This window comes from Stieleria sp. JC731 (assembly GCF_020966635.1).
In the GTDB taxonomy this organism is placed as follows: Bacteria; Planctomycetota; Planctomycetia; order Pirellulales; family Pirellulaceae; genus Stieleria.
The window spans coordinates 1,340,146-1,362,833 of the sequence record NZ_JAJKFQ010000011.1 but is presented as its reverse complement, the minus strand read 5'-3'; the positions used below and the strand labels follow the sequence as shown (position 1 = coordinate 1,362,833).

General features: G+C 53.4%; 1 protein-coding gene. It reads right to left on the bottom strand.

Translation table 11 applies throughout. The features are described 5' to 3' along the window. Window positions 1–58: 58 nt before the first annotated feature. Window positions 59–22,471, bottom strand: a complete 22,413-nt coding sequence (locus tag LOC67_RS21815; protein WP_230264932.1) for an Ig-like domain-containing protein — start codon at window positions 22,469–22,471, stop codon at window positions 59–61. Window positions 22,472–22,688: the final 217 nt, after the last annotated feature.

Sequence of the window (22,688 nt, the reverse complement as noted above, 5' to 3'; positions counted from 1 at the left end):
GATTTTTCGCAGGAGATCGCACGGAAAGAGAGGTAAAACAATCAGACTGAATCAATCGCTATGAAAATCGTGTCCTCCCGGGGCGGAGCATCTCCGAAACCTCGCGGGCAACCTGATCGGCGGCATCGACAAACGACCTCGTCGCCACAGCAGCCACGTCGCATGTCAATCGCCCGCCTTCGCCCCACAGCACATCAACATCGTCAAGCCAAAAATCATCTTCGTTAAACACTTCCTCGCAAGTTTGCTGCGATGCTTGAGTGTGTTTTCGCTTGACCACTGCGGCATACGTTTCGGCCAGTGCATAGGCGCCGACCCCAACAAGCACACCGCTGACGTAGATCGGCAGCCGCCAACCAGCGTCGGCAATGTCTTGTCCGACGGCTTCGACCAACAGTGAAGTCGCCAGCCGATCATTCGGAATCGAAGGAATGAAAACCGGCGTGCCTGCGACGAAGCATTTGTTGAAAGCTGCACCACCAATCCCTCCAGCCATGCTTCCGAAATTGGCGCCCATAAGTGCGCCATCAAATCCACCTTGCTGGTAACCGATCGCGGCTCCGATTGTGGCTCCGCCTGCTTGGTAGCCAACCATTCCGGCTGCGTGCTTCAATGCTCCTCCGAATTTAGCGCCTTTGGATGCCGCTCGTAGCACATCATCGATACCGCCTCCCACAATTCCCCCAGCGAGTTCGCCAACCATGTATCCACGCGAGGCATCCATTCCGTAGTAGTTGGCAGTCGCCGCTCCCACAACGCCGGCTCCAACTTGGAATGCTGTTCCGAACGGATTGAGTCCACCAAATGCGCCGCCCATCCCCGCTGATAGCACTGTCGACGTGAAGCCGGCATCAGGATTTCCTGCAGAATTCGTGTAGACGCTTGACGCCACACCGAGGCCTGCACCGGTAACGCTTGCCACCGTGCCAATCGTCGCGGCAGTCCCTTGTGCGAATCCAGCCCAGACCGCAACCCCGGTAGCGGCAGTGGCTCCAAATGCGACGCCGAGCCCGATTCCAGCACCAGCCAGCATTACCTGACCTGTTCCGTAAATGCCAGCTTTCCAGTAGTGGCCGTCCTGGTATTGTTGGCTGACATCAACTTCATACGTGAAAGCATCCCAGGCATTTTGAAAGAACCCAGTGCTCTCTCCTTGTGGAGAGAGGATACTGCCAAGGTTGCGTTCAGAGACTTCGTTGATAAATCCAGAGACGATTACCGGGGATTGTGTGAGGGAGTTGGCATCTACGTCGCCTCCAACACTTTTCGCTCCCCTGAAGAAGCGTTTCCCATCGGCGTCATAGGTCATCACCGTCCCAACAGAGTCGGCGTAGAGCCATACTGTTCGTGTTGGTTCGTCCGTCCCAATGGGCTGGGCTTGGTCTAGTGCTAGCGGACCTGCTGGTCCGGTGAAGTAATGCCGATAGATCCAAGCTTCATCTGTGACATCGTTGCCAGTGGCGATGATTTCTACCGATTTCCCGAAACGATCATAGCCATAAGCAATCGTTACGTTATCTAAGGGCGTGACCGATTCAGAATCGGTCACGGTTTCCGATCGCCCCATTTTGCGACCGAGTCCGTCATAGACTTGTTCAATTACTCGTGTCTTAACATGCGGATCGCCCAACGCAGTACCAGTCAAGTACTCCTGGATGTTGATCGTTGTGACGGACTGTACGATTCGCCCTCGATGGTCGTAAAAATTCTCCGTTGTCGTGGTGGTTGTTTCGGTGTGTGGCGGATCTCCCCAGGGGCTAATTAGCTTCGTCTTTGAGTGGACGGTTTTCTTCAGATGTCCAGCATCGTCATATTCATGTCTCCGCTTTGTCCCATCGGCTAGCGTTTCTTCGTAAAGCCAGCCGTTCCTTCCAACCTGGGGTTGTGATGATGCGGGATGGCCGAACTTGTCGATGGTGGTTGTCTCAGTTTGGGACGTCGAGGTAGGGTCGATAACTGTAATTTCTGAAGAACTGATTCTGCCATCGGCGTTCGTGATGTAGTTGTGCACCTCGGTAGAAAACGATGTTGTGGCCGAAAATTTCAGATGGTTCTGACGTTGGGTCGCGAACCCGCCGTCAGTGTAGAGTGTGTTATGCGTTGCAATCTTGGATGTCCAATCACCTTCGAAATGGTCAATGTCTTTTACCAATCCGTCGTTGCGATATGCAAAAATGCTGACACCGACTCGGGTGCCCTGATCATCATCTCCGTTGTAGCGGACGACCTGTTTGATATTGCCCGTGACGTCGTATTTGAAGGTGGCGTATTTGTCGTGTCCAGGTTCGTTGCGGCGCCATAGGTATTCTGGATACAGCCCATCCGCTTGATGTCCATCGTTGTTGCTATTGATGTAATTGGAAAGTGATGAAATATTTCCAACGCCATCGTAGGTGACTACGGTTTCTGAGAATCGCTTATTCTGGCTGCCGAATTTGCGAACGACCTTGTCCGTATTTGGTGACTGACCGTCTTCGTAGCTATATTCCAAAGAGAATTTAGGGAACGTCCACTCGCCAATTTTCCCGCTCTGCTTGTCGCGGATCAGACGCCCGCGGTCATCATAGGCATATTCGATTAGCGAATCGCGAGTTTGGTCTTCCGCCACACTGGAATCAGGAACGCTGGAGGCAATTTTTTTAACAGAACCGTCAGAGTTCAGATACGTCGTGGTGGTTTGTGTCCGCAGTCCATGATGGTCGGTGTAGGTGCCTACTTCTGTTTTGGTTGGGTTCGTACCGAAAGTTATTGTCAAAGTCGATTCAGCTACGGGACTGCTTGGCTGATCCGAAGCGCCTTTGGAATGCTTGGTGACTGGACCTTCGTAGGTCCATTTTTCCTCAATCTTCTCCGTTCCGCCGTTAGGGAGCCCATTGGTGCCAACTTGGTCAATCGTGGTTTCGATTTTTGTAATGCGTCCAAGCGCATCGTACTCGCGTTCTTGTAGTGTTGTGGAGCTTGCCGGGCTAAAGGAACTATGGTCAGCAATGGCAACTGCATTTCCCGCTGAATCATATCGGAAATGCTGGGCTCCGTCATTTGAGGTCTTTTGGGAGCGGATCTGTTGCGTCCCTGTTTTATTGTCATCATACGTGTAGGTCGTGGTGACATCCTGGGAGCCGTATGCGAACCGAGTTGATTCTACCGCCCGACCTAGAGCATCATATTTAGATTTGACGACCTGCGTTGCGTTACCTCCATTGTCGGCTTCTGACCGAAGAGCACTTCCAGTCATTGAGGAGACAATGACGGATTTACGCATGTCGCCATAGTTTGGTCGCCCCGCCGGAGTGTCGCCGCTGAGTGTTGCTGCAGTAACCGTCGTTGTCGATGTGACGAGTCCTGTTCCAAAGTTGTATTGGTATCCATTGACTTGCAATGCACGCGTGTATTGGTCATTGGTGTCAGTCGCAGTGTTTGCAGATAGCGTCACCACAGTTTGACCAAGGGAATCAAGTAGCACTGCACTCGTTTCGCCATGCTCATCAGTGATTGCCACATCCCAATTGAAGTTTGTATCTGATGGCAAGAAATAATCGGTGAAAGTAGTTGCTGGCGTGGTCATCCCCGAAGTTGATTTTCGAACTCGCCCAAGAGCATCGTAGTCAAAATACGTGTTAAGGCGTTTTCCACCGAGCTTACCGATGATCTGCTGGTAGGTGTCAGTTGCACTGACGGTCACGCCATCAACAAGTGTCGCAGTATACTGTTCTTCTAGGCGGCCCTTATCATCATAAATCCATCGCCTTACACCGAGTAATGGCGACAATTCCATGACGGTTTGTCCTGCTCCGTTGATCCATCGGGTTGTCTTGGCGTTGATGCGACTGTTGGACTCAATTCTCAAGAGTCCATCCTCGTATTTGTAATCGGTTGTTGCATCAACCGCGTCGGTTTCGCTTATTGGTGCCGTTGTCCTACGCAGGCGTCCAGATTCGTCGTACCAGTATGTTGTTGTGTATGTCGAATTTAGGGAGGACCCTTCGGCAGATCGAGTTTCCGCGACTGTTTTGATTTGGCCTCCGGCTGTATAGGTGAAGTTGTGTTCGGCCCCACGCTCTGTTTGGACCTTGGTCATTTCCAGTTGCAGAAGCGTGTTGTATTCGCTAGTGGAAGTTAACCCAACTGGATCGGTAACTGACAGGGCATTGCCAAACGCATCGTACGAAACTTTGGTTTCAGACTGCTTCTTGGCAGAGGCGTCTTCGCTTTCGACATAATCGGTAGCTGTTGAGGTTGGTTGATCTACACGATTATCGAGGTAGTCAAAGGTAGTTTTTGCGCCTGTTAGTTGATTTTCCTGGATCTTGATTCGGCCATACTTGTCGACAATAGTTTTTACGACCTGTTCCTTTGTCAATTCTTTTGTCAGGACTCCGGCTGAACTGATTGTTGAGTTACCAGCGACATTCGATTGGAGCGTCCATGTTGTGAAGTCATTGGGTTTGACGAATTGAGTCGTTGCACTGTTGTCCGGTGCAGTGGTTTGGAACACGGTTCCATCGCCGTAGTATGAATAAATTGTTTTCTGTTCAATCGTGTAGCTGTTGGGTAGGAATTTGGACGTGTACGTTGCTCCTACCGCATCAATGGTTTGGGTGACAAGGCCTGCTTTGTCGATTCGGGTTGTGAAATCGACTCCGTCGGCGTCAGTCCGTTTAATTTGCCGTCCATCAGCCGCGTATTCGTATTCGTGTTCAATCAGGATAACGTCGTCCTTGTCCTTCAATTGGTGACGACTCAGGTTTCCATTGACGTCGAAATCAAAGTCTTCGGTTGAAATAGTAACGGTGGAGTCTGTGACGACTTTATCGAGGTAGCCTAGAGGGTCATACTCGTTCGTTGTAAAGACAGTCAGGCCATCGCCGTAGTCATCGGTAACTGCTGATTCCCAAACATTGCCGTTAAAGTACGTCATGTAGAGTGTTTCAAGCTGGTTTGCATCGATATACCGATGGAGTTGTTCATTTGGAGCGTGGTATTCCCAAGTCTCCTTGTACCCGTTTCCTCCCGTGATTTCTTTGATACGACCGTCTTTCTCGTACTTGTAAGTTTTGGCCAGGTAGTTGACGGCTCCGGAGACAATCATTGATTCGACAAGTTTCCCGACCGCGTCGAGTTCTTCATCATCCGTTTCGTAGTGGGCAAGCGTCAGCGTTCCCGGCGTCGTTGTGTGTGTGACGTTTCCTCGGTAGTCGTTTGAATCGTAGACATAGTATCCATCTTGGCCTGCCGGATTGTCACTTTGCCCAACGATTATCGATGCCGGTATTTGGTAGTCGTAGCGATATTCTGTGACTCGCCCGAGTTCATCGATGAATCGCGAGAGGTCACCTAGTGAGGTGTATTGGGACTCCGTCACGCGGAGTGGGTCGCCCAGTTGGCCTCGCTGGCCAAAGTATTCTTCGCGTTTTAGTGGCAAGCCGCTCACCCCATGAATCACCTTGGTGATATTCTGTCCGGAAAGGATGTCTTGGCTCGGGTAATCCAGGTATCTCGGGTCGTTTATGACTTCTGACGTTAGTTCGACTAAATTTGCTGTCGTCCGATCCGACTCGCTAGTTTGCAGTGCGACGATGACACTCGGAATGATCTCAAAAGTAATTACGTTCTCGTCTAATCCAGGGAGGAACGGCGCGCCAGTTCCATCACCGCGTTGAATCTGTGACAACCCCGTCTTAACAGCCGAGGTTCCCAGGTGCCTGTGCTCATATGCGTATTCGGTATGCCTGACGATAGCGTTGCTGGAATCGAGCCACTGATTTGTAGTCATCAAACTTTGGTTGTAGTCAAAGTTGCGAATTTGGTTCTCAGGCGTGAGGGTCGGATAATCGAGTGGGGCCGCATTGACATGCTCGATTTGCGTCAAGTTGCTACCTGTATCAATGGTGAACTCGACTTTTCGCGTTTGGGAAAGTCCGCTTTCGCTCGTGCCTGTCAACTCAATTCGGTCTACATAATCACCGCCCGAAAAGACCAACTTCGAAATGGCTCCGTCGGACGAGTGGATTTCGTCAAGTCGGCCATAGTTGGAGGAGTTTTCATCGTCGACGCGTTTCAAGCTTACCCCTCGCCGTTCCGTTGAAGCACTCTCCGTTTCATACGGGTTGACGTCCGGGTCAAAGTCGATCCCGGGCTGTTCGATTCGGTTGAGAAGAAACTGCGTTTCACCTTCGATTTCCCAACGATAGAAAACGTATTCAGTACCGTCGGGGGCTTTGTAAACGAGTTCATCAGGCTTGTTGTCGACACTGTCTTCGGGGAAGTCCCAGTCGTCGATTTGGCGCGCAGTTAAGGTTCCGTATTCTTGAACATCCGCGAAGCCGCCCCGGTTGTATCCGGTTGTTTTGGAACCATTTTGAATCGAGGGCAAAACCGTTGTATACCCATCACGAGTTACTGGATCCGATGGGTCCGATAGACTGGCCATCGTGACTAACTCGGAGACGAATTCGAATTTGGGGTCGAGGATCGTCATCGGGCTATAGTCGAACAGGATTGGTTCGCTGCCGGGGAATGACAGAATCACGCGGTCATCAAAGCCATCGGGGTTGTAGAATCGTCCCTCTGAATCGGCGCTGTCGTGTCGATCCAGGGTCAGTGTGGGAACACCGGCAAGCGCCCACCCGTCGCCGAAGATTGCGTCATCACCTTGATTGACAACGATTGCGGATTGGCCGTGGTTGGTGATCGTTGTGTCGCCGAAATCAACTTCTAATTTCCACGAATACAAACCGGTCTTGGTAGGGGCAACAGGAGACTGCAATGCAATCACTCCCTTGTTGTCTGTCCAATCCAAGTTGAACGTTGTCTCAGGTCCGGATGTCTCTAATCCAAAGATTTGTTCCCGTGTTGCCCCCGGTTGTGTGTGGTCGTACCAAGTCAACGTCGCAGTGATTGAACTTGGAGCAGTGAGGGATTCCGGTTTAGTGATCTCCGCCTGAATAACCGGAGTTTGTTTTCCGGCAACGTGCACTGTTGAGGAATCATAGATCAAACCGGGCAAGGCTAACTCGGACATGCCTCCAGAACCATCGAGTATCAAACCGTGATCAACGAGAAATGTTCCTGTGACCAGATCGACTGCCGTGCCGCCAACAGATTCGAAACTACGATTTTCACCGGCGTATACGGCTTCGACTTTCCAATCAGTTTGCTGCGAGGGGTCACGTTGGGGCAGCGTCGGGGTAACAATTTGGTCAAAGCTGCGTGTCGGCTGAGCTTTGGCTTCGATCCATCCGTCGGGATCATTGCCTCTCGGGACAACTTCAAATTCCAAAACACGGGCAACGGGTTTGCCGTCCTCATCGGTTCGTGATCCGTCCGTAACCACCAATTGCAGCTTGATCGGCTGCGATGCGGGATCCCATAGTGTTTCCGAGGCCATGGTTGAGTTCACGTCGCCTTCGTACAGTTCGTTGTAGATATCAACGATGGAACCCTTGCGCGTCTCCGGGATGTCGGGATCTTGGTCATCAACTGACTCCGACGCGTCGACTAGTTTTGCAAAGAGTCGACGTTCATCCTTAGCGTTCTGAGACGATGCGGATGCCGTGTTGGCTATACCACGAGTATCGTTGAAGATACCGCTTTGGAAACTGGGATTCACATCGTTGTAGGTCTGCGCGACCACATCGCCGATCCAAAAGTTCAAGATCCCATCATCCGTCATCTGCGCCGTTGAATTTTCAAACGCAATCGTTTGAATTTCCAGTTTGTCTTGTTTGTCGGGCTCATCTGGGTGATATGCGTTGTCGGGATCGATAAAAAGGTCGTTGATATCGATCCGCATTGTTGACTCAAAATCAACATACAACGGCGCGTCCAGATACATTCGGCCTGTACCAGGATCCGGCGAATGAATACGATCGCCGATCAACACAGGAAGTGAATCGGTGACCATCACTTGAATTTCTATTTCGTTGAGATAACGGGGGTCCGGCTGGCCCTGCTCATCAACCCCACCTTCGAGTTCAATTGCAACTTTGAACGTGTCTATGCCGTCGTACTGATAGACTTCACCCTGAGGATTGAGTCTCGGCTCTAGTTTGGAGCTGACATCATTCTTGGGCGTATAAGTAAGCGTGAAGTCGCTGTTGACAATCAGGGTGCCGAACTGACCCGCAACGGAATTGAATTCCGCGTTGACGTCGGGAGCCGGGAATGCCTGGTCCGAAACAATCAACGAGACAGCCGGCGCTGAGGACAGCCTGATATCGTCAGGGATTGCATAGGAAGCGATCGGATTGAAGGTCAGTTCGCTGCGGTGGGAAACTTGGTAGTCAAGAACTTCTAGGCCCGACTGAAACTCTTCGCCGGATTCCAATGCTTGGCTTTCATGTGTCACCCAGAAATTATCTGAGGAAACTGGCGTGCCGTACTCGTTGACATTCACCGGATCGGTGTCTTCGGGCGGCGGTTCGGGGATCGGATCTTCCGGGTCCTCTGGCGGCGCAAGCGGCATGTTGCTGATGCGGCAGCCTTCGTAGTGGACCATGTAATCGATACTGAGCACTTCACCCCAAAGGTTGTTCGCTACCGATGCGAGTGCGTGCCAGGGGGCAGTGAATTCCAAATGTTGGTCATGCTCCGTCGCAATCGGAAGACCGTCCATAGTTCCGACCAACGCTGAAACAATCGCTTCGTAGGTCGACATCTTCAATAAGTCTTGAGCACGTCCCTTGGTATCCACCGCGTCAGGGTTGGACGGGTCGCACCATGACTGTCCATAGCCCAACGGGTAAGGCTTGATGACGGGCTTGGTCAGATCCCATTCATTTTGGCTTCCCCAAACCGTGAATACCGGTGGATCGGGAATGCCGTCATAGTCAACGTCGAAGGGGACGTAACCCGGATCGCCTCCGCCTCCCCCTCCGCCTCCGCCTCCGTAAGGATCACCGCCGCTTCCGGATCCTCCGGAGCCTCCTCCGCCCCCGTAGGGATCTTCGCCTTCTCCGGTCCCAGCAGCGGCCAGCCCTTGATAGGGCTCGTCGTCTTCAAAGAACCAGGCCGGCATCGCATACTCGCCTTCACCACCGCCGCCGGCTGACATCCCGGAGGATACATAGGATTCTTCTCGGCCAACGGCTGATACATTGTCGATGGAGAATGGTCCGGAAGACATCGAATAGAAGACGAACGACTCGCCTTTGCCTCCGGAAAAGACAAAGGGTGATCCGCCCACAACATTGCCGGTTACGGTACGGTCGACGTTTGCTGACAAGACGACGTACCCGATTGATATGGACGAACCGTTCGCTTCCCACGTTTGAACATTGTCAACGGTGATTGTGAATTCGTCATCATTGACGATCGTGCCTGTACCGCCGGATGCGCGGAGCGATTGTGCTTGGGTCGTGGAGGTATTGTTGACGCTTCCCAAAGCCAACCCGAATTCTTCGTCCAGTTCCACCGTCGCGTCTTCGCGGATTGTTACCGTGACAAATTGTTGCTCGCCTTTGGTTCCGGCAAATGAAAGCGAACCCGAGGTCTCCCAGAAGTCATTGCCGGATGCATAGCCGTCCAGCAACTCCAACAACTCGGTGGCGTAGTCGATTTCGAACCCGCCTTCGACGTCGTTATCCAGTTCGACCGTAAAGGTGATTGTCGCGCCGGCTGGCGTCGTTTCGATTGCTTCATAGGGACGGTCGCCGCCGGCGATGTTTCCTTCATCATCCAAATAGGGATCCGGATCGGTCGGCGGTGTGCCTTCGACAAAGAACGCGGGTTGGACAAAGACGTCGGCACTGTCATCGTTGCGGATAACGCCGGTGGCGATCCGGTTCTGCATGATTGTCAGCGGCGAAGCGTATTTGAGTACGACTTCGAACTCCTGATCGGCTTCGACAATGTCGTCACCGGAAACATCAACCGTAATGGTTTGCTCGTATTGACCGGGTGCAAAGGTCACCGAGCCGGTCGGCAAGACGCCGCCGACAAAGTCAGATTCCGTCGCCGCATAGGGTCCGCTGCCGCGGACAGCATAAAAGACCGTTAGCTCATCAGCAGCCATGCTGCGGGTCACTTTAAATTCGTAGGTCTGTCCGGCGGTTTCGGTTTCGACCATGACCAGAGTGGTCGAATCAATGGTCACCCAATCCGCGTCTCGTTCCACGGAGCCGATGTCGCGCTCCATCCGCGAGTTTTGATCGTCATCAAAGTACCGATCGCGCCCGCGTTGATCGTACAGGTGAATGCTGCCTTCGGGGCGCGGACCGGCATCCACCAATGGACTGTCGACATCGGGCAGGTGCGTGGGCGTCGTGCCCCCGTTGTCGGCTAGATCACCCAGCTTGGGATCGGCCGCGCGGGCAACACTTCCCAAGCGATCAGAAACCTGCCAAAAACCGTCGAACAGAATTTCGTCGCCGACCGCGACTGTTGGCAGCGAAGTGACCGGCGTCACATCAGTATTGATATGCAATACGTTCCCGGATATTCCGGCTACCTGCATCACTTCGTCGCCGACCAGGATATCAAACGGTGCAGCTGGTAAATCGAAGGGATCGGTAACCGTGATGGTGTAGGTATCGGCGTAAGTATTGCGATCAAAGTCATAGACCAGGGTACTGCGTTCCTGGGCGACACCGACAAAGTTATACCCGTCAGAGGCAAACCGCCCGTATAGATCAACGTAGGGTGTTTCACCGGCGTTGGTGTTTTCCGCAACAACGCTGTGGGCGATCGTCGTGGTTCCGAGCGAATGAATGCCGCTAACGAAATCGCTTTGGTTGCGAACGATCGTGCTGGAATCGATCGATGCGGTTGCATCGGTCTCCAAGAAAATGCCTGCACCACTTGCAGCAACGTTTCCGCTGATCGTTGATTCGAAGACATCGATCTCGCCGGCCGACACGTTGATGCCTCCACCGTCTAGCGTGGCGGTGTTGGCATGTACCGTGGACATGAGGATCCCGGCGAAACCGTCTTCGGTAACCGAAATCCCCGCCCCCGAGACGGCTTGGTTGGCGGTGACGACAGACCGTACAAGGTTCAGCGAGCCGCTGCTGACCAAGATAGCACCGCCCTGGTCGGCCAGTCCGCCGGTCAGGGTGACGCCTTCCAAGATCAATCGGGCTCCAGGGTGGACATGGAAAACGCGATCCAAGTCGTCGGCGTCGATCGTCGTTTGATCGGCGCCGGATCCGATGATATGGATGTAGCCATAGATATCCAAATCGCCGAAGAATTCGTCATCGCTGCCATCGGCAGGATCGGTTAGCGATAACGTATGCGTCCCGGCCGGCAGGTTAATCGTAGCAAACCCGCCGATCGCATTGGCTTCGTTCACCGCGGCGCGCAATGACACGGTGCCTGCGACGGACGTGGCGGCATAGCCGTCGCCGGGATTGCTGTCGACTAGGTCCGTCGTTCCGCTGACATCGATGTAGACTGCTTCGACCGCGCCGTAGTCGACAGAGCGAGTTAATAGGCCGTTTCCATCAAAGAAGCGATTGCCACCGGATTGATCGGTGAGCAACAGCACATGGGTATCAACCGGCAGCACCGATTCGGGAGTCGTGCCGTGGACACCGCGAATGACTTTAAATGAATAGGTTCCGTCGCCGTTGTCTACGACATCGGTGACCGTCATCTCTTCTCGCCCCAACCTGATATCAAACTGCCGCGTCGTCGGCAGCGCGGGCATCCAATCAACTCGGATCACCGTCGCCGACGGATCTTCCAGATGCTGGGCCAGCGTAGTACTTCGGCCCGCGAATCCATACAGAACCTTTTCGCCGGCAGTATGCGTTAAAGGAACAGTGCTATTGTGGCCCCGTTCGACGATCAGCGCGCTGTGCAATGAGTCGTATCCCATCGCAAGCATTGTTTCGCGACCGACTTGGATAGGATACGGAAAGAACGGTGCGTTTAAGTTACTTTCGGTGCGAATGAAGGGAGTCAGGTCATCGACAAACAGCCATCCATCGGTGTATTGGTCGGTAATGTCGCGTGACACCTCCGTATTGATTCCTTTGAACAACGTATCGTTGCCCTGATCGATGACCGGGCTGTTGGAATTCGGCGATTGGGACGCCGTTAATCCTCCCAGATCAGCAGGCCGCCCCAAGTCAGCTTCGGCACCCCGGAATCGCTCAATTCGGATCGCGTCACCATAGACGTTGCTACCGCCAGCAAAGTCGACAGTCAGTTCCGAGCCCGTGATGACGATGCGGTCCAACACGATCCAGTCGTATTGTCCGATGGTTTCACCGCTGAAGCCGTCTTGTTGATAGCCGACGTCAAAGAAGGTTGTTTTTCGGAAATCCTGTGCTTGGGAATCGGTCAGAATCGTTGTTGAGGTTTCTTGGCCGTAGGCAAGTTCCTGAATGCCGCCAAACATACGTTGACTGTAGGTTCGCGAGACAGTTTGGTTGCCGGAAAGGTAGTCCACGGTACCGCCCGATAGCACGCCGGTGCTATCGCGAATGGTGAAGGGCATCGACGTGTCGAGCGACGGATCCAGCACGGAGGCGACCAAGTAGGTTCCGGGGACAAGGTTTTCGAACTGCCAGGTCGCAGTGGTGCCGGCGGGAATGACATCGCGGTCGCCGGCAAATCCGTATGCGTGCTCAATGTTGTTAACTGCGCTACTTGTTTGGTATCCGGCGTCGGTGTTGTCGATGATGTGCCTGGACTGGTGTGTCTCAATTGCATTGGCAGCCAGCGCTGGTAGCTGCACATCGACGGTTTGCAATTGCTCCGGAGTGATCAGCAAGATGTCCGGCGACTGGCCTTGGGCGTAAGCCGGGTGGTGAATTTCGACCGAAAGATTGTCCGAGTCGATGGTCACCTCACCCACCTCGAACCACAGGATGTCAGCGCCGTTATCGTAGTACTGGCGAATGCTGAGCGGATCATCGATCCGATACTCCGACTGCGTGTCTGGGTCGATGACCAGCCGCCCGTCGTCGGTGCCGTCAAAGTTAGTCAAAATCTTATAGGTGCCGCTCGGCACCTCTTCAAAGTCCCAGCGTACGAAGTCGGTTTGAACTTGGGTCGTGACCGGCTTGATTCCAGGAAAGGCATGAATGCGGAAGAAGTCGCTAGACACCTTTGTCGCGCGAGCCGGTGCTTCGGGCAACTGCGTCGGTCGAATTCTGATCGCGTCGAATTCAACCCGGTTGGATGCCCCGACCGTGTTATCCATCGTGAATGTCAGCCAATCGCCAGTGACGATGATCTCCGCCAACGAGTGCCACATGATGGGTTCGTCGTCGTTGTTCAGCGGGACGGAACTTTGGTTGACCGTAAAGTCCGTAACGATTATTTGGTTCTCGGGCCCTTCGTGAATCGTGATCGGCGTATTGGATGCGTTGCCATTGGTCGCCCAGGTGATATCGACCAAGTAGGTTCCCGGAACTATGTCGACATGCCAGGAGGCAGCGGATTTTTCGCCAGTGTCTGAGGCGCCTAGCGACGAAAGCAATGAATCATCATTACCGAGATCAGCATCGTAAACGACCGAAGACGGTTCAAAATCCCCAACCCAATCGACACCGTCGTCCAGGTTATCGATGACTTGACCGCCATCGAGATCTGCCACGACGGTTCCGCTGACTTTTAATTCGTACAGGGTGTCGACAAGACTGCCGTCGTTCAGTTTCAGTTCAATCGCACCGAAGGATTTGTTGATGCGATCGGTGTTGAGGTGAATGGTAAAGTCAACGGAAGAACCGGCGGTGAGTACCTGGCCGGGCAAAAAGTTGTCGATGATAGTGAAGCCTTCCGGCGGAACAATCGGCGCGAGTGTGTAGTCGGTCACCGAGTCATTGTGCAGCGTGAAGGTGGCTTCGATATTGTTTTCGTCGAGTTCCACCAACCCCATTCCGACAAGTTGTCCGTCGTTGACGATTTCGGACAGTTCATCGGTAAGATAGATGTCTGCGATATGGGCAGATCGTTGGACTCTGATTGCATCGGCAACAACGCGATTGCTGCCTGTCGCAGGTAGTTCAACCAGGATCGTGTTGCCGGTTGTCGTGAATGTCCCTAGATCACTCCATGCAACATGATTTTCGCCGTAGCTGGACGGCAATTCGCGTTGGTTGACCGTTGTTGTTCCTAACGCGACTCCGGTGACACCGTCGTAGATTGTGAAGGGGGCGGCCGAGCTGTTTCCGGATAGCGCTGCCCAAGTTGCGGAGATTTCGTAGGTGCCCGGTTCGACATCGACTATCCAGAATGCTCGGTCTTCGATGCTATTGACAGGAGCACGCCACATCCGCTCGCGAAAGCCGTCAGATACCGTTTCAAAATCGCCGACAAAGCCTGCGCCCGGGTCCGAGTTGTCAATGATTTGAACGTCTTGCGCACCCCAGGGATCCAGAGAGGTACCGCTGATGTTGAATTGGTACAGATGCTTTGTTTGTGTAATGTCCCCGCCGGCGGAGGTGTCCATCACGATTGACAACTGACCGTAGGCTTTCAGCGGACGATCGGCGTCAAGTCGAACGGTGAAATCGAGAGACTGACCGGCCGGCAAAACTTGTCCGTCGGTGATGTTGTTGACGATCGAAAATCCGCCGGGGGCGACGATCGCCCGCATGAAGTAGTCACCACTGGAAATATTGGTGATGGTATAAGTTTTCTCGACCGCGGTTCCCGCTGGCGTGACTCCGAAACCGACGTGAGCATCGGGGATTACTGTTAAGTCCGATTCGGTGACGGAGATGTCGGCGACACGCTGCAAACGAATGGCGTCGGCGACCGCGTTGCCACCGGATGTATCGTTGGTCATTTCGACCAGCAACGTTGCCTCGGTGGTCGAACCGTTATCGTGCAGATCCGTCGAAATCGTGTATTGACCGAATGAATGCCAGCGAGCATACCCGTCATACAAATGATTCGGAGCGATCGATTGATCGAGGATCTCGTTGTCTAGGATAATGTCATTGGCGTCCGGAATCGGCGTATCGGGATCCAACTCACGCGGGTCAACGACTGTGGTTAGGTCGGTACCGGAGTAGGTCGAATGGAGCGACAGATCCGACGAGTCAACGTTCCCGTCGGCATTCCAGTCAGCAAAGGCATCGTAGGATGCATCACCGGTCTGCGTGCCTGCGGCCGCGGAATGTACCGTCAAGTCATCCCCGTCAACCACGCCATCGCCGTCCGCGTCGGCCGGCAATACATCGAATCGAAAATCAAAGACACCGCCGGCACCCGCTTGAGCATCTCCGTCGATCAGGTTGCCCATCACATCGATCAGTGTTTCGTTGATGGTCAGCCGCAGTTCATCGACCCCCAATGCACCCGGCAATTCCAGTATCGCCGTAAACGTCAACGGATCATAGGAAACCGTCATCACCCCGGAGTGATCCACAGCGGATCCAATCAACGCAATATCTGCTGCCGTGACATCAACAACATCTTCACTGAATTGCACATAGACGCGATCGACGTCATTCCAGGGAACGACGCTTCCACCGGCGAGTACATCAAATCCAATTCCATTGCCGGCACCGGCACCTCCGCCGTCAACGGAATCGATAAATGCATCCGACCAACCGTCTGCATTGTTGCTCGGATCACCGGAACCGACAATCACCGCGGTGATCATCGGTGAATCGTTATCAGCTGCAAGAACTTCGATTTCATCGATGACGACGACAGATCCGTAGGCATCAACATCGATCAATACGTACTGCGCCGACGCGGCGGTGAAACGTGCCTCAACCGATTCGCCGGCGGGCAGCGACCCCAAGCTCAGGTCTGGGTTGCTGATCGAAGCGGAATCAAAGACTTGCGTGTAGTTGAAACCGTCGGTTGACACCGAGATAGTGAAATCGCTGAACTGCAAATCATTGAGCGCGCCGGTTCGATCGCGACCCAGTAAGACCGCATCAATCGATTGTTGCGTTCCCAGGTCCAGCGTCAATTGAACACCGGCAGCGCTCGATTTGAATGATGCACCGTTTCCATAATTCCCGTCGGTTAAAAAGTCCGGATGGTACAGATGCGGTGCGCTACTGTCCGAATTGCTCGCAGTTATGGTTGCTCCCAAGGCCACATTGTCGGCATTGGTATAAGGTTGCTGATTTCCAACCGACGTTGATTCACCCGATGCCATGACCAGATCGCCGGGATCAAAATAGGAGGTCGGCACGGCGGAGTAGTCGGGCAGGGTCGGCGCCGGTGCATTCGCAGACGACCAGTACGGCGAATATACATCGACTTCGTCATACAACGTGTAGGGTGTATCAGCGGATTGTCCGCCAAGTGTGGGCCACGTTGCGGCAACACGATAGGTTCCTTCGTCGACATCGATTGCCCATCGCCCTGATTTATCGCCGGAAGAGTTCGCGTAGTAATAGCTGCCCGCGTATCCCGAACCGCCGGCAAAGCTGAGTCCGTCGCCGGTGAAATAGCTACTCTGGCTATCAAAATATTGGACGGCATTTTGAATCGTCGCAACGCCGCTGACGACAAATTCGATCGATTGGTTGATGCCGTAATCAATGCGAAGGATACCGTGGGACTGGGAAATTTCATCCGCATCTAGCGTCAAACTAAATTCGAGCGTTTCATTGGGCTCGATCGCCAGGTCGGCGGCTAATTCACCGGAGACCGTAAATCCGGCGGGCGGTGTGATGGCATCGATGAAATACGTGTACTCCGAATCGTTGAGGACTTCAAAATTCATCGTCACCGATGTCCCTACCGGAGTCGTTCCAAAGTCGACATGTGCACCGGCAGGAACAGTCCCCAGTTCCGTCTCGGTAACGATCAACTTGGAAGTCGATTGACCAGGCGCGCCGATTAGTTTTTCACGAATTTGTATCGCGTCGGCGACCACTGCCGAGGAAGCATCGGCAGACCAAATTTCGACTTCAATTTTTCCTTCCCCGCCTTCGTCGCGGTCGTCAAACTCGTAGTCTTCCAGCAGAGTGACGAACTCCTGGTTTGAGAATTCATCAAAGAACAGAAAATCGCTGCGGATGACTCGGTTGTCGGTGCCCGAGTTATTCGGGTCGTGTGCTGCAGATGCTGTGGATTTAGCGCCACGAACAACATCCAATGTCAACGTACCATCGACGTTTTCGGTAATCGCCGTGACCAACAGTTCTTCGTCGCCTAGCCGCAGATATTCGCCTGCGTGAACCGTGAAGCGTTCAATCGTAATTTGTGTGTCAACGGCGGATACCGGGGATACCAGTTCGCTGGTCAGCTCCAGCTCCGATTCGACATTGTTGACGCGAAACGCGATCGCACCTTGGGATTCATTGCGGAAAACAGCGGCAATGGAATAGGTTGCCGGATCGACGCCGTAGTGGCTGTACTGTGCGCGCGGCTGTTCATCCAGTTCCGGATCGAAGTTCAACAACCATCCGTCGCCTAGGTAGCCGTCGGATAGCGGGGTGGAGGGTGCCAGAAATTCCGTCTGCGATCCACCGTCCAGAGTGATGCGTTTGGGGCGGTTGTCCAGATCAGCTTCCAGCGGTGGAATATTCGCCAAAATGACATCTCGTTGCGTAGACGGATCATCACTTAGGTCGATATATCGCACATCAGTCGTGTCGCGCGTCATCAGTTCAATAAAGTTCTGATGTTGGCCGGCGGCCTGCAAAATGGTCGCGTCGGCAATCGGCGTCCCGTCGATCAAGCTGGTCGAATCAGCGAAGATAGTGTTTTCGACGATCACCGGCGGAGCGATTTCGGAATTAGGTTCGACGACATAGCTTTCGTCAGCACCGTCAACCAAAATCATTTCATAACTGATAGTGTGATAGGAAACGACGCTGGTCAGTGATGTACGTTCGGCAAACAGTGCTGCGACAGGACCGTTGGAGCGATTGTTGCTGAAGGTGCTATTTTCGATGACCAAAGGCGGTGCAAATTCCGAAACGGTACTGCGGACCAGAGATACGGAACTGTCGGCGTTCAACCAGTAGGGACCGATGTCGACGGTATTATCAGTGAATGTCGTTCCGGAGATTCTCATTTGTCCCGGCATCAACCAGACATCCTGATGTGTGGTTGAGAGATCATCTGTGAATCTAGCCGGAGTCGTGCCGTACCGTCCGCGCATAACGTTCAACAGGCCGCGTTCATAATCGATCGACGTGACGGTCATTGCCTCGACTTGACTGGCGTCACTTTCAAACACGGTGCCGGGGTAACGGCTTTCACCTTGATTTTGGTGCGTCAAGGTTCCGGTTGATACGGCCATGTAGATATCCAACGGCAGATCGTATCGCGCAAATTCCTCGACACTATCGACTGGGATTTGGTCAACGAATTCATTTCGCAGCAGCACCTTGGATCCAACCGCATGATACTGCGGGTGCGGTCGCGATACGGTCAGCGTGTCGGTGTCGCTATCAACGTCGGTAACGATCATTCGTTCTTCGTTGACGACGATGTTGCAAGGCAGATCGAATTGCGTGATCGGACCGGCGTCTTGGACAACGATTTGACGTTCGTAGTCTTGCAAAGGTTGGTCCAGAATCAGCTCTGAAACCGCAGTGACTTGGGAAATATGCTGCCCCCAAGCGTTGTGCTGGATCACTGCGTAGGGGTCGCTGTCGTACCACAGGTATTCACCACCGTGCAAAAATGAATCGTGAAGATTCAGATTTCCGTTTTGGTTGCGTATCGACCCGCCTTCGATTCGCGTACCGATGATGTTCATTTCGGCTTGAATGCCGTAGTTGGCGACAGCATCGGATAGATAATTGATTCGATTCAAGTCGGTCATCGTGACACCGAGAAGTGTCAGGTCACCGTTGTGATTTTGAATCGGTACGTCCGTAATATTGCTGGTCGCATAGTCAAACGTCGACCAGGACTCGTAATTGCCTGCACCGCCAAAGTTGTAGTGCCCGCCGACATCACGAATCTCGCCTCCTTCAATCACCGCTGTACCGGACTGAAAATTGGCAAGCGTCAGATCGTTGGTCAGGAATTCGGCATTTTTGGTATAGGTGCGCCCCAGGTTGATGATCGGGATCGTTCCCTGAGTCAACTGTGCTCCGCCGCCCGGAATGTTGATGTATTGAAATTGGTCACGAATCGACGATTCAATCAGATTGAACTCGGCGTCTTCGGTGACGAAAACAACAGCTCTGGGAAGATATTGCGCTGTACTGGCTGTTCGATGGGCCGGGTCAGGCAGCAAGTAATCAGCCCCCAGGTTTCCGGACGCATAGTTGTCACCGATTTCATAACCGTTGATCTTGAACGTGCTTCCATCGGTCACGTCGACGACACCGCCGGCAGCAAAGACCGCCATTCCTTGCGGATCATCGAAACCGTACAGGATGGATCCCCAGGTGACGTTAGAATTGTTGGTGATCAGCAATTCGCCGTCATCGATATAGAAGGCTGCTCCACCAATCAAAATTGCGTTGTCACGGAATTCGCTGTCATCGACGGTGACAGATCCACCGTCCACGTAGACACCACCACCCAATCCGGCGAAGCTGTAGGAGATATCTGAATCGCCAGAGATGACGGTCATCCCATCCAGGTTGGCGATTGCACCGCCACGTTGAGCGACGTTCGCCACAATAGACACATCGGAGAGTAGCACCGTGGCCTGATCGTTTAAGATCGCGCCGCCGAAGCCATAGTCATAGTCCATGCGGCCTCCGGTGATCTTGATCGTCGAGGCATTCAGCGTCGCACCGGGATGCACATGAAAGATTCGGTCTTCCATGTCGGATTGTTGGTAGACGTTAAAGGCATTGCCGTCTCGCCAACCGCCGTCGATCTTAGTCCACGGCAACAGGCTGTCGGAAAGATCGCCGTGAATGGAGAGGTTACCGTGGACATCTAAGTCTCCGACAACCGCTAAATCTTCATTGCCGCCTGCAAGTTCAAGCTCAAGCGTCTGATAGCTGAAGTGATCAAACGCGACAGCCGCCTCGAACACGCCCGCGCCGGCTGCGGCAGTGTTGCCCGCTCCGGCGAGCGCATTCAATTCCTGGATTGCCGCTCGCAATGAAACTTGATCGCCGGGCGTCGCCGGATCAATGTCCACTCTGCCATCGCCCAGGGGTGTCGTATCCGTTCCGTCCTCCAGCACGTTGGCAAAGAAGGTACCGAACTCGACCGCACCGATATCAACTTGCTTTTGTGAATCAGTCAGGTTGCTGGGATCCAAACCGTCCAACATGCGATCGGCGCCGCGTTGGTCTTGGAATCGGTGGATCGTCGTGCCTGCATCAATCGCCGGGCTGCCGGTTAACAGCATGTGCGTCGGAGTGGTACCGCCGTTGAATTGCAGCGCCCCCAACAAGGGATCGAGCGGGGATGCCAAGTCGCCGATCTGGTCGGTCACATCATAGGAATAGGTGCCTGAATCCGAGCCGATTAGGTTGCCGCCCAGTGAGCTAACAGCACCATCGATATCGGGGGAATCTACACCCAGAGCAACGATCGAATTCGACAAGTCGAGACTTTCCACGGCAGCAATGTTGGAGCCGGTAGAAGACTGATTCAGCGCAACGGTCGAGGCTGCGATTGTGCCGCTTCCGGAGTTGTAAATACCACCGCCCCAAAGGCCGGCTTGGTTCGTTGATACCGTGGAGGAATTGAGTAGCAGGGTGGCGCCGGCAGCGTTAAAAATACCTCCTCCATCGCTGTAAGCCGAATTGTTTGAAACGGTACTTTGAATCAAGTTCAGAGTCGCTCCGGCAGCGTTGAAGATCCCTCCACCGTCGCCTGCCGTTGAGACGCTATCAGTAACGTGGGTGTTTTCTAGAGTTAAAACCCCTTCATTGATGATCGCACCGCCGTTCCCGGCGTTGTTGATGCCACCGGAAAAGGTGAAATTTTGAAAGGTTGCAATCCCGGTCGATGTGACATGCAACAGAGGCGTTTCGTGGTTGTTATGCGCACGAATGACTTGGGTGCGATTCGGAAATCGAAATTCGATTTCTGAATCGATCACGATCGGTCCCAAATTGTCATAGACCAAAAAGTCTCCATCGGGTCCTTGGTATTCGATGATGTCCAACGACGGTCCATTCAACGACGCCGCTTCAACGGCTTCACGTAGCGTCATGTAGCTCGACGAAACACCATCTGCCAACGCATTAACCACGATAACGTTGGGCTTGGATTCCAAGTCCAATACAGTCGGCGGTTCGATCACCTCCAGTTCCACGGTGACGGGGTTGCTTTGACCGGCTTCGTTGGTGACTTGATATCGAAACGAGTCTGTACCGACAAAACCAGGGAACGGAACGTAATCGAATTCGCCTCGCAATGCTCCCAGCGTCAGTGTCCCGAACCGTGGCGGAGCAAGGATTTGCGTCGTTGCGATATCCCCGTCAGTTCGAGCATCATTTTCTAAATACCCCGGCGAAGCAACACTGAGCGCCGAGTCGCGGTGGACGATAAAGTGGTCGTTCTTTGCGGCGGGTTCTTCGATGATTAGGTCTTCACGAAACCCTTGGTCAGAAACAATAAGATTGACGGTCGCGGTAACGCTTTCATCGGTACCGTCGTTAACGCGATAAGTAAAGCTGTCGGTTCCGGTAAATGACGTATCGGGTTGATATTCAAAAGACCCATCTGCCGAGAACGAAAGCAAAGCTCCGTATGAAGGCGGAGTAACCAATTCAGCAAAGAGCGAGTCATCATCTGGATCGGTATCGTTCTGCAACAAGCCCGGCGCCGCAACGATTCGACGTGTGTCGAGATTGATTTCAAATGTGTCATATACGGCAATAGGAACTTGGTTCAGAACGGCAGCGGGCACCACCGTGATGAAGACCGTTGTTGGGTCACTGTTCTGGTCGCCGTCATTTGCCAAGTAGGTGAAGCTGTCTGTACCTGAGAAATTTGGGTCCGGTGTGTAGGTGAATGACCCATCTGCATTGAACTCAGTCAGCGTGCCATAAACCGGCGTGCTGTCGATAGAGGCCGTTAAAGTATCACCATCAGCGTCGGTGTCGTTTGCAAGCACACCCGCACCAGCAACAATCAACGGCCCAGTGCCGATTCCCACCGAATAGCTGTCACTTGATGAATCGGGCGGCGTATTCGACACGCCGCCGCTGCCGTCATCAATGAGCAACGTCAACTCGTAGTCGCCTGTCGTTGATCCATAGGACGCGTAACCGGCGTAGCTAGGATAGTAGCTGGTGTTGCCGACTGAGGAGACGCCTAGATAATAGGTTCCCGAGTTTGCTGCCGTGTACGTCAGCAACGAGTCCAGCGGTGACGAAGGGTCATCATTGTTGACTGCGACTTGATACGGATAGGTATCGAAAAGCCTTAAGTAGCTATTGAGCGAACTGCCGTTCGTGTAGGCGTCGATATCGGCAACAAAATCGTCACCGGCCTGAAGATAAATCTCAAAGAGATCAACGTCTTTCAGGCCGTAATATCCATCGCCTATCGTCGCACTGATCGATTCCGGCGTCCCCGGCGTCAATGTGACGACCTGCGCCGACTGGGTGCCATCACCTTGTATGTCCGCAGCGAGCATCCGCCGATCTTCCAACTGCTCGCTGAGCATTCGGCGCCGCTTTGCTGCGTCGCGGCTCGTTTTTGATAATCGTTGTCGCCGTTTCCATAGTCGGCCGACCCACGTACGCTGACTCCCAAAACGGCTCTTTCCACCTTTACCGCTGATCATCTTGCTGCCCAACAAAGAAGAATCGGAGATTAGATTAGATAGGACTGATTGGCTGCATTGCCGCCTACCTGATGAGACGCCGAATCCTACACGACTG

Bases quoted from the DNA above. Each gene is read 5' to 3' on its own strand.
- LOC67_RS21815 (WP_230264932.1), bottom strand. From the start codon at position 22,471: ATGCTCAGCGAGCAGTTGGAAGATCGGCGGATGCTCGCTGCGGACATA.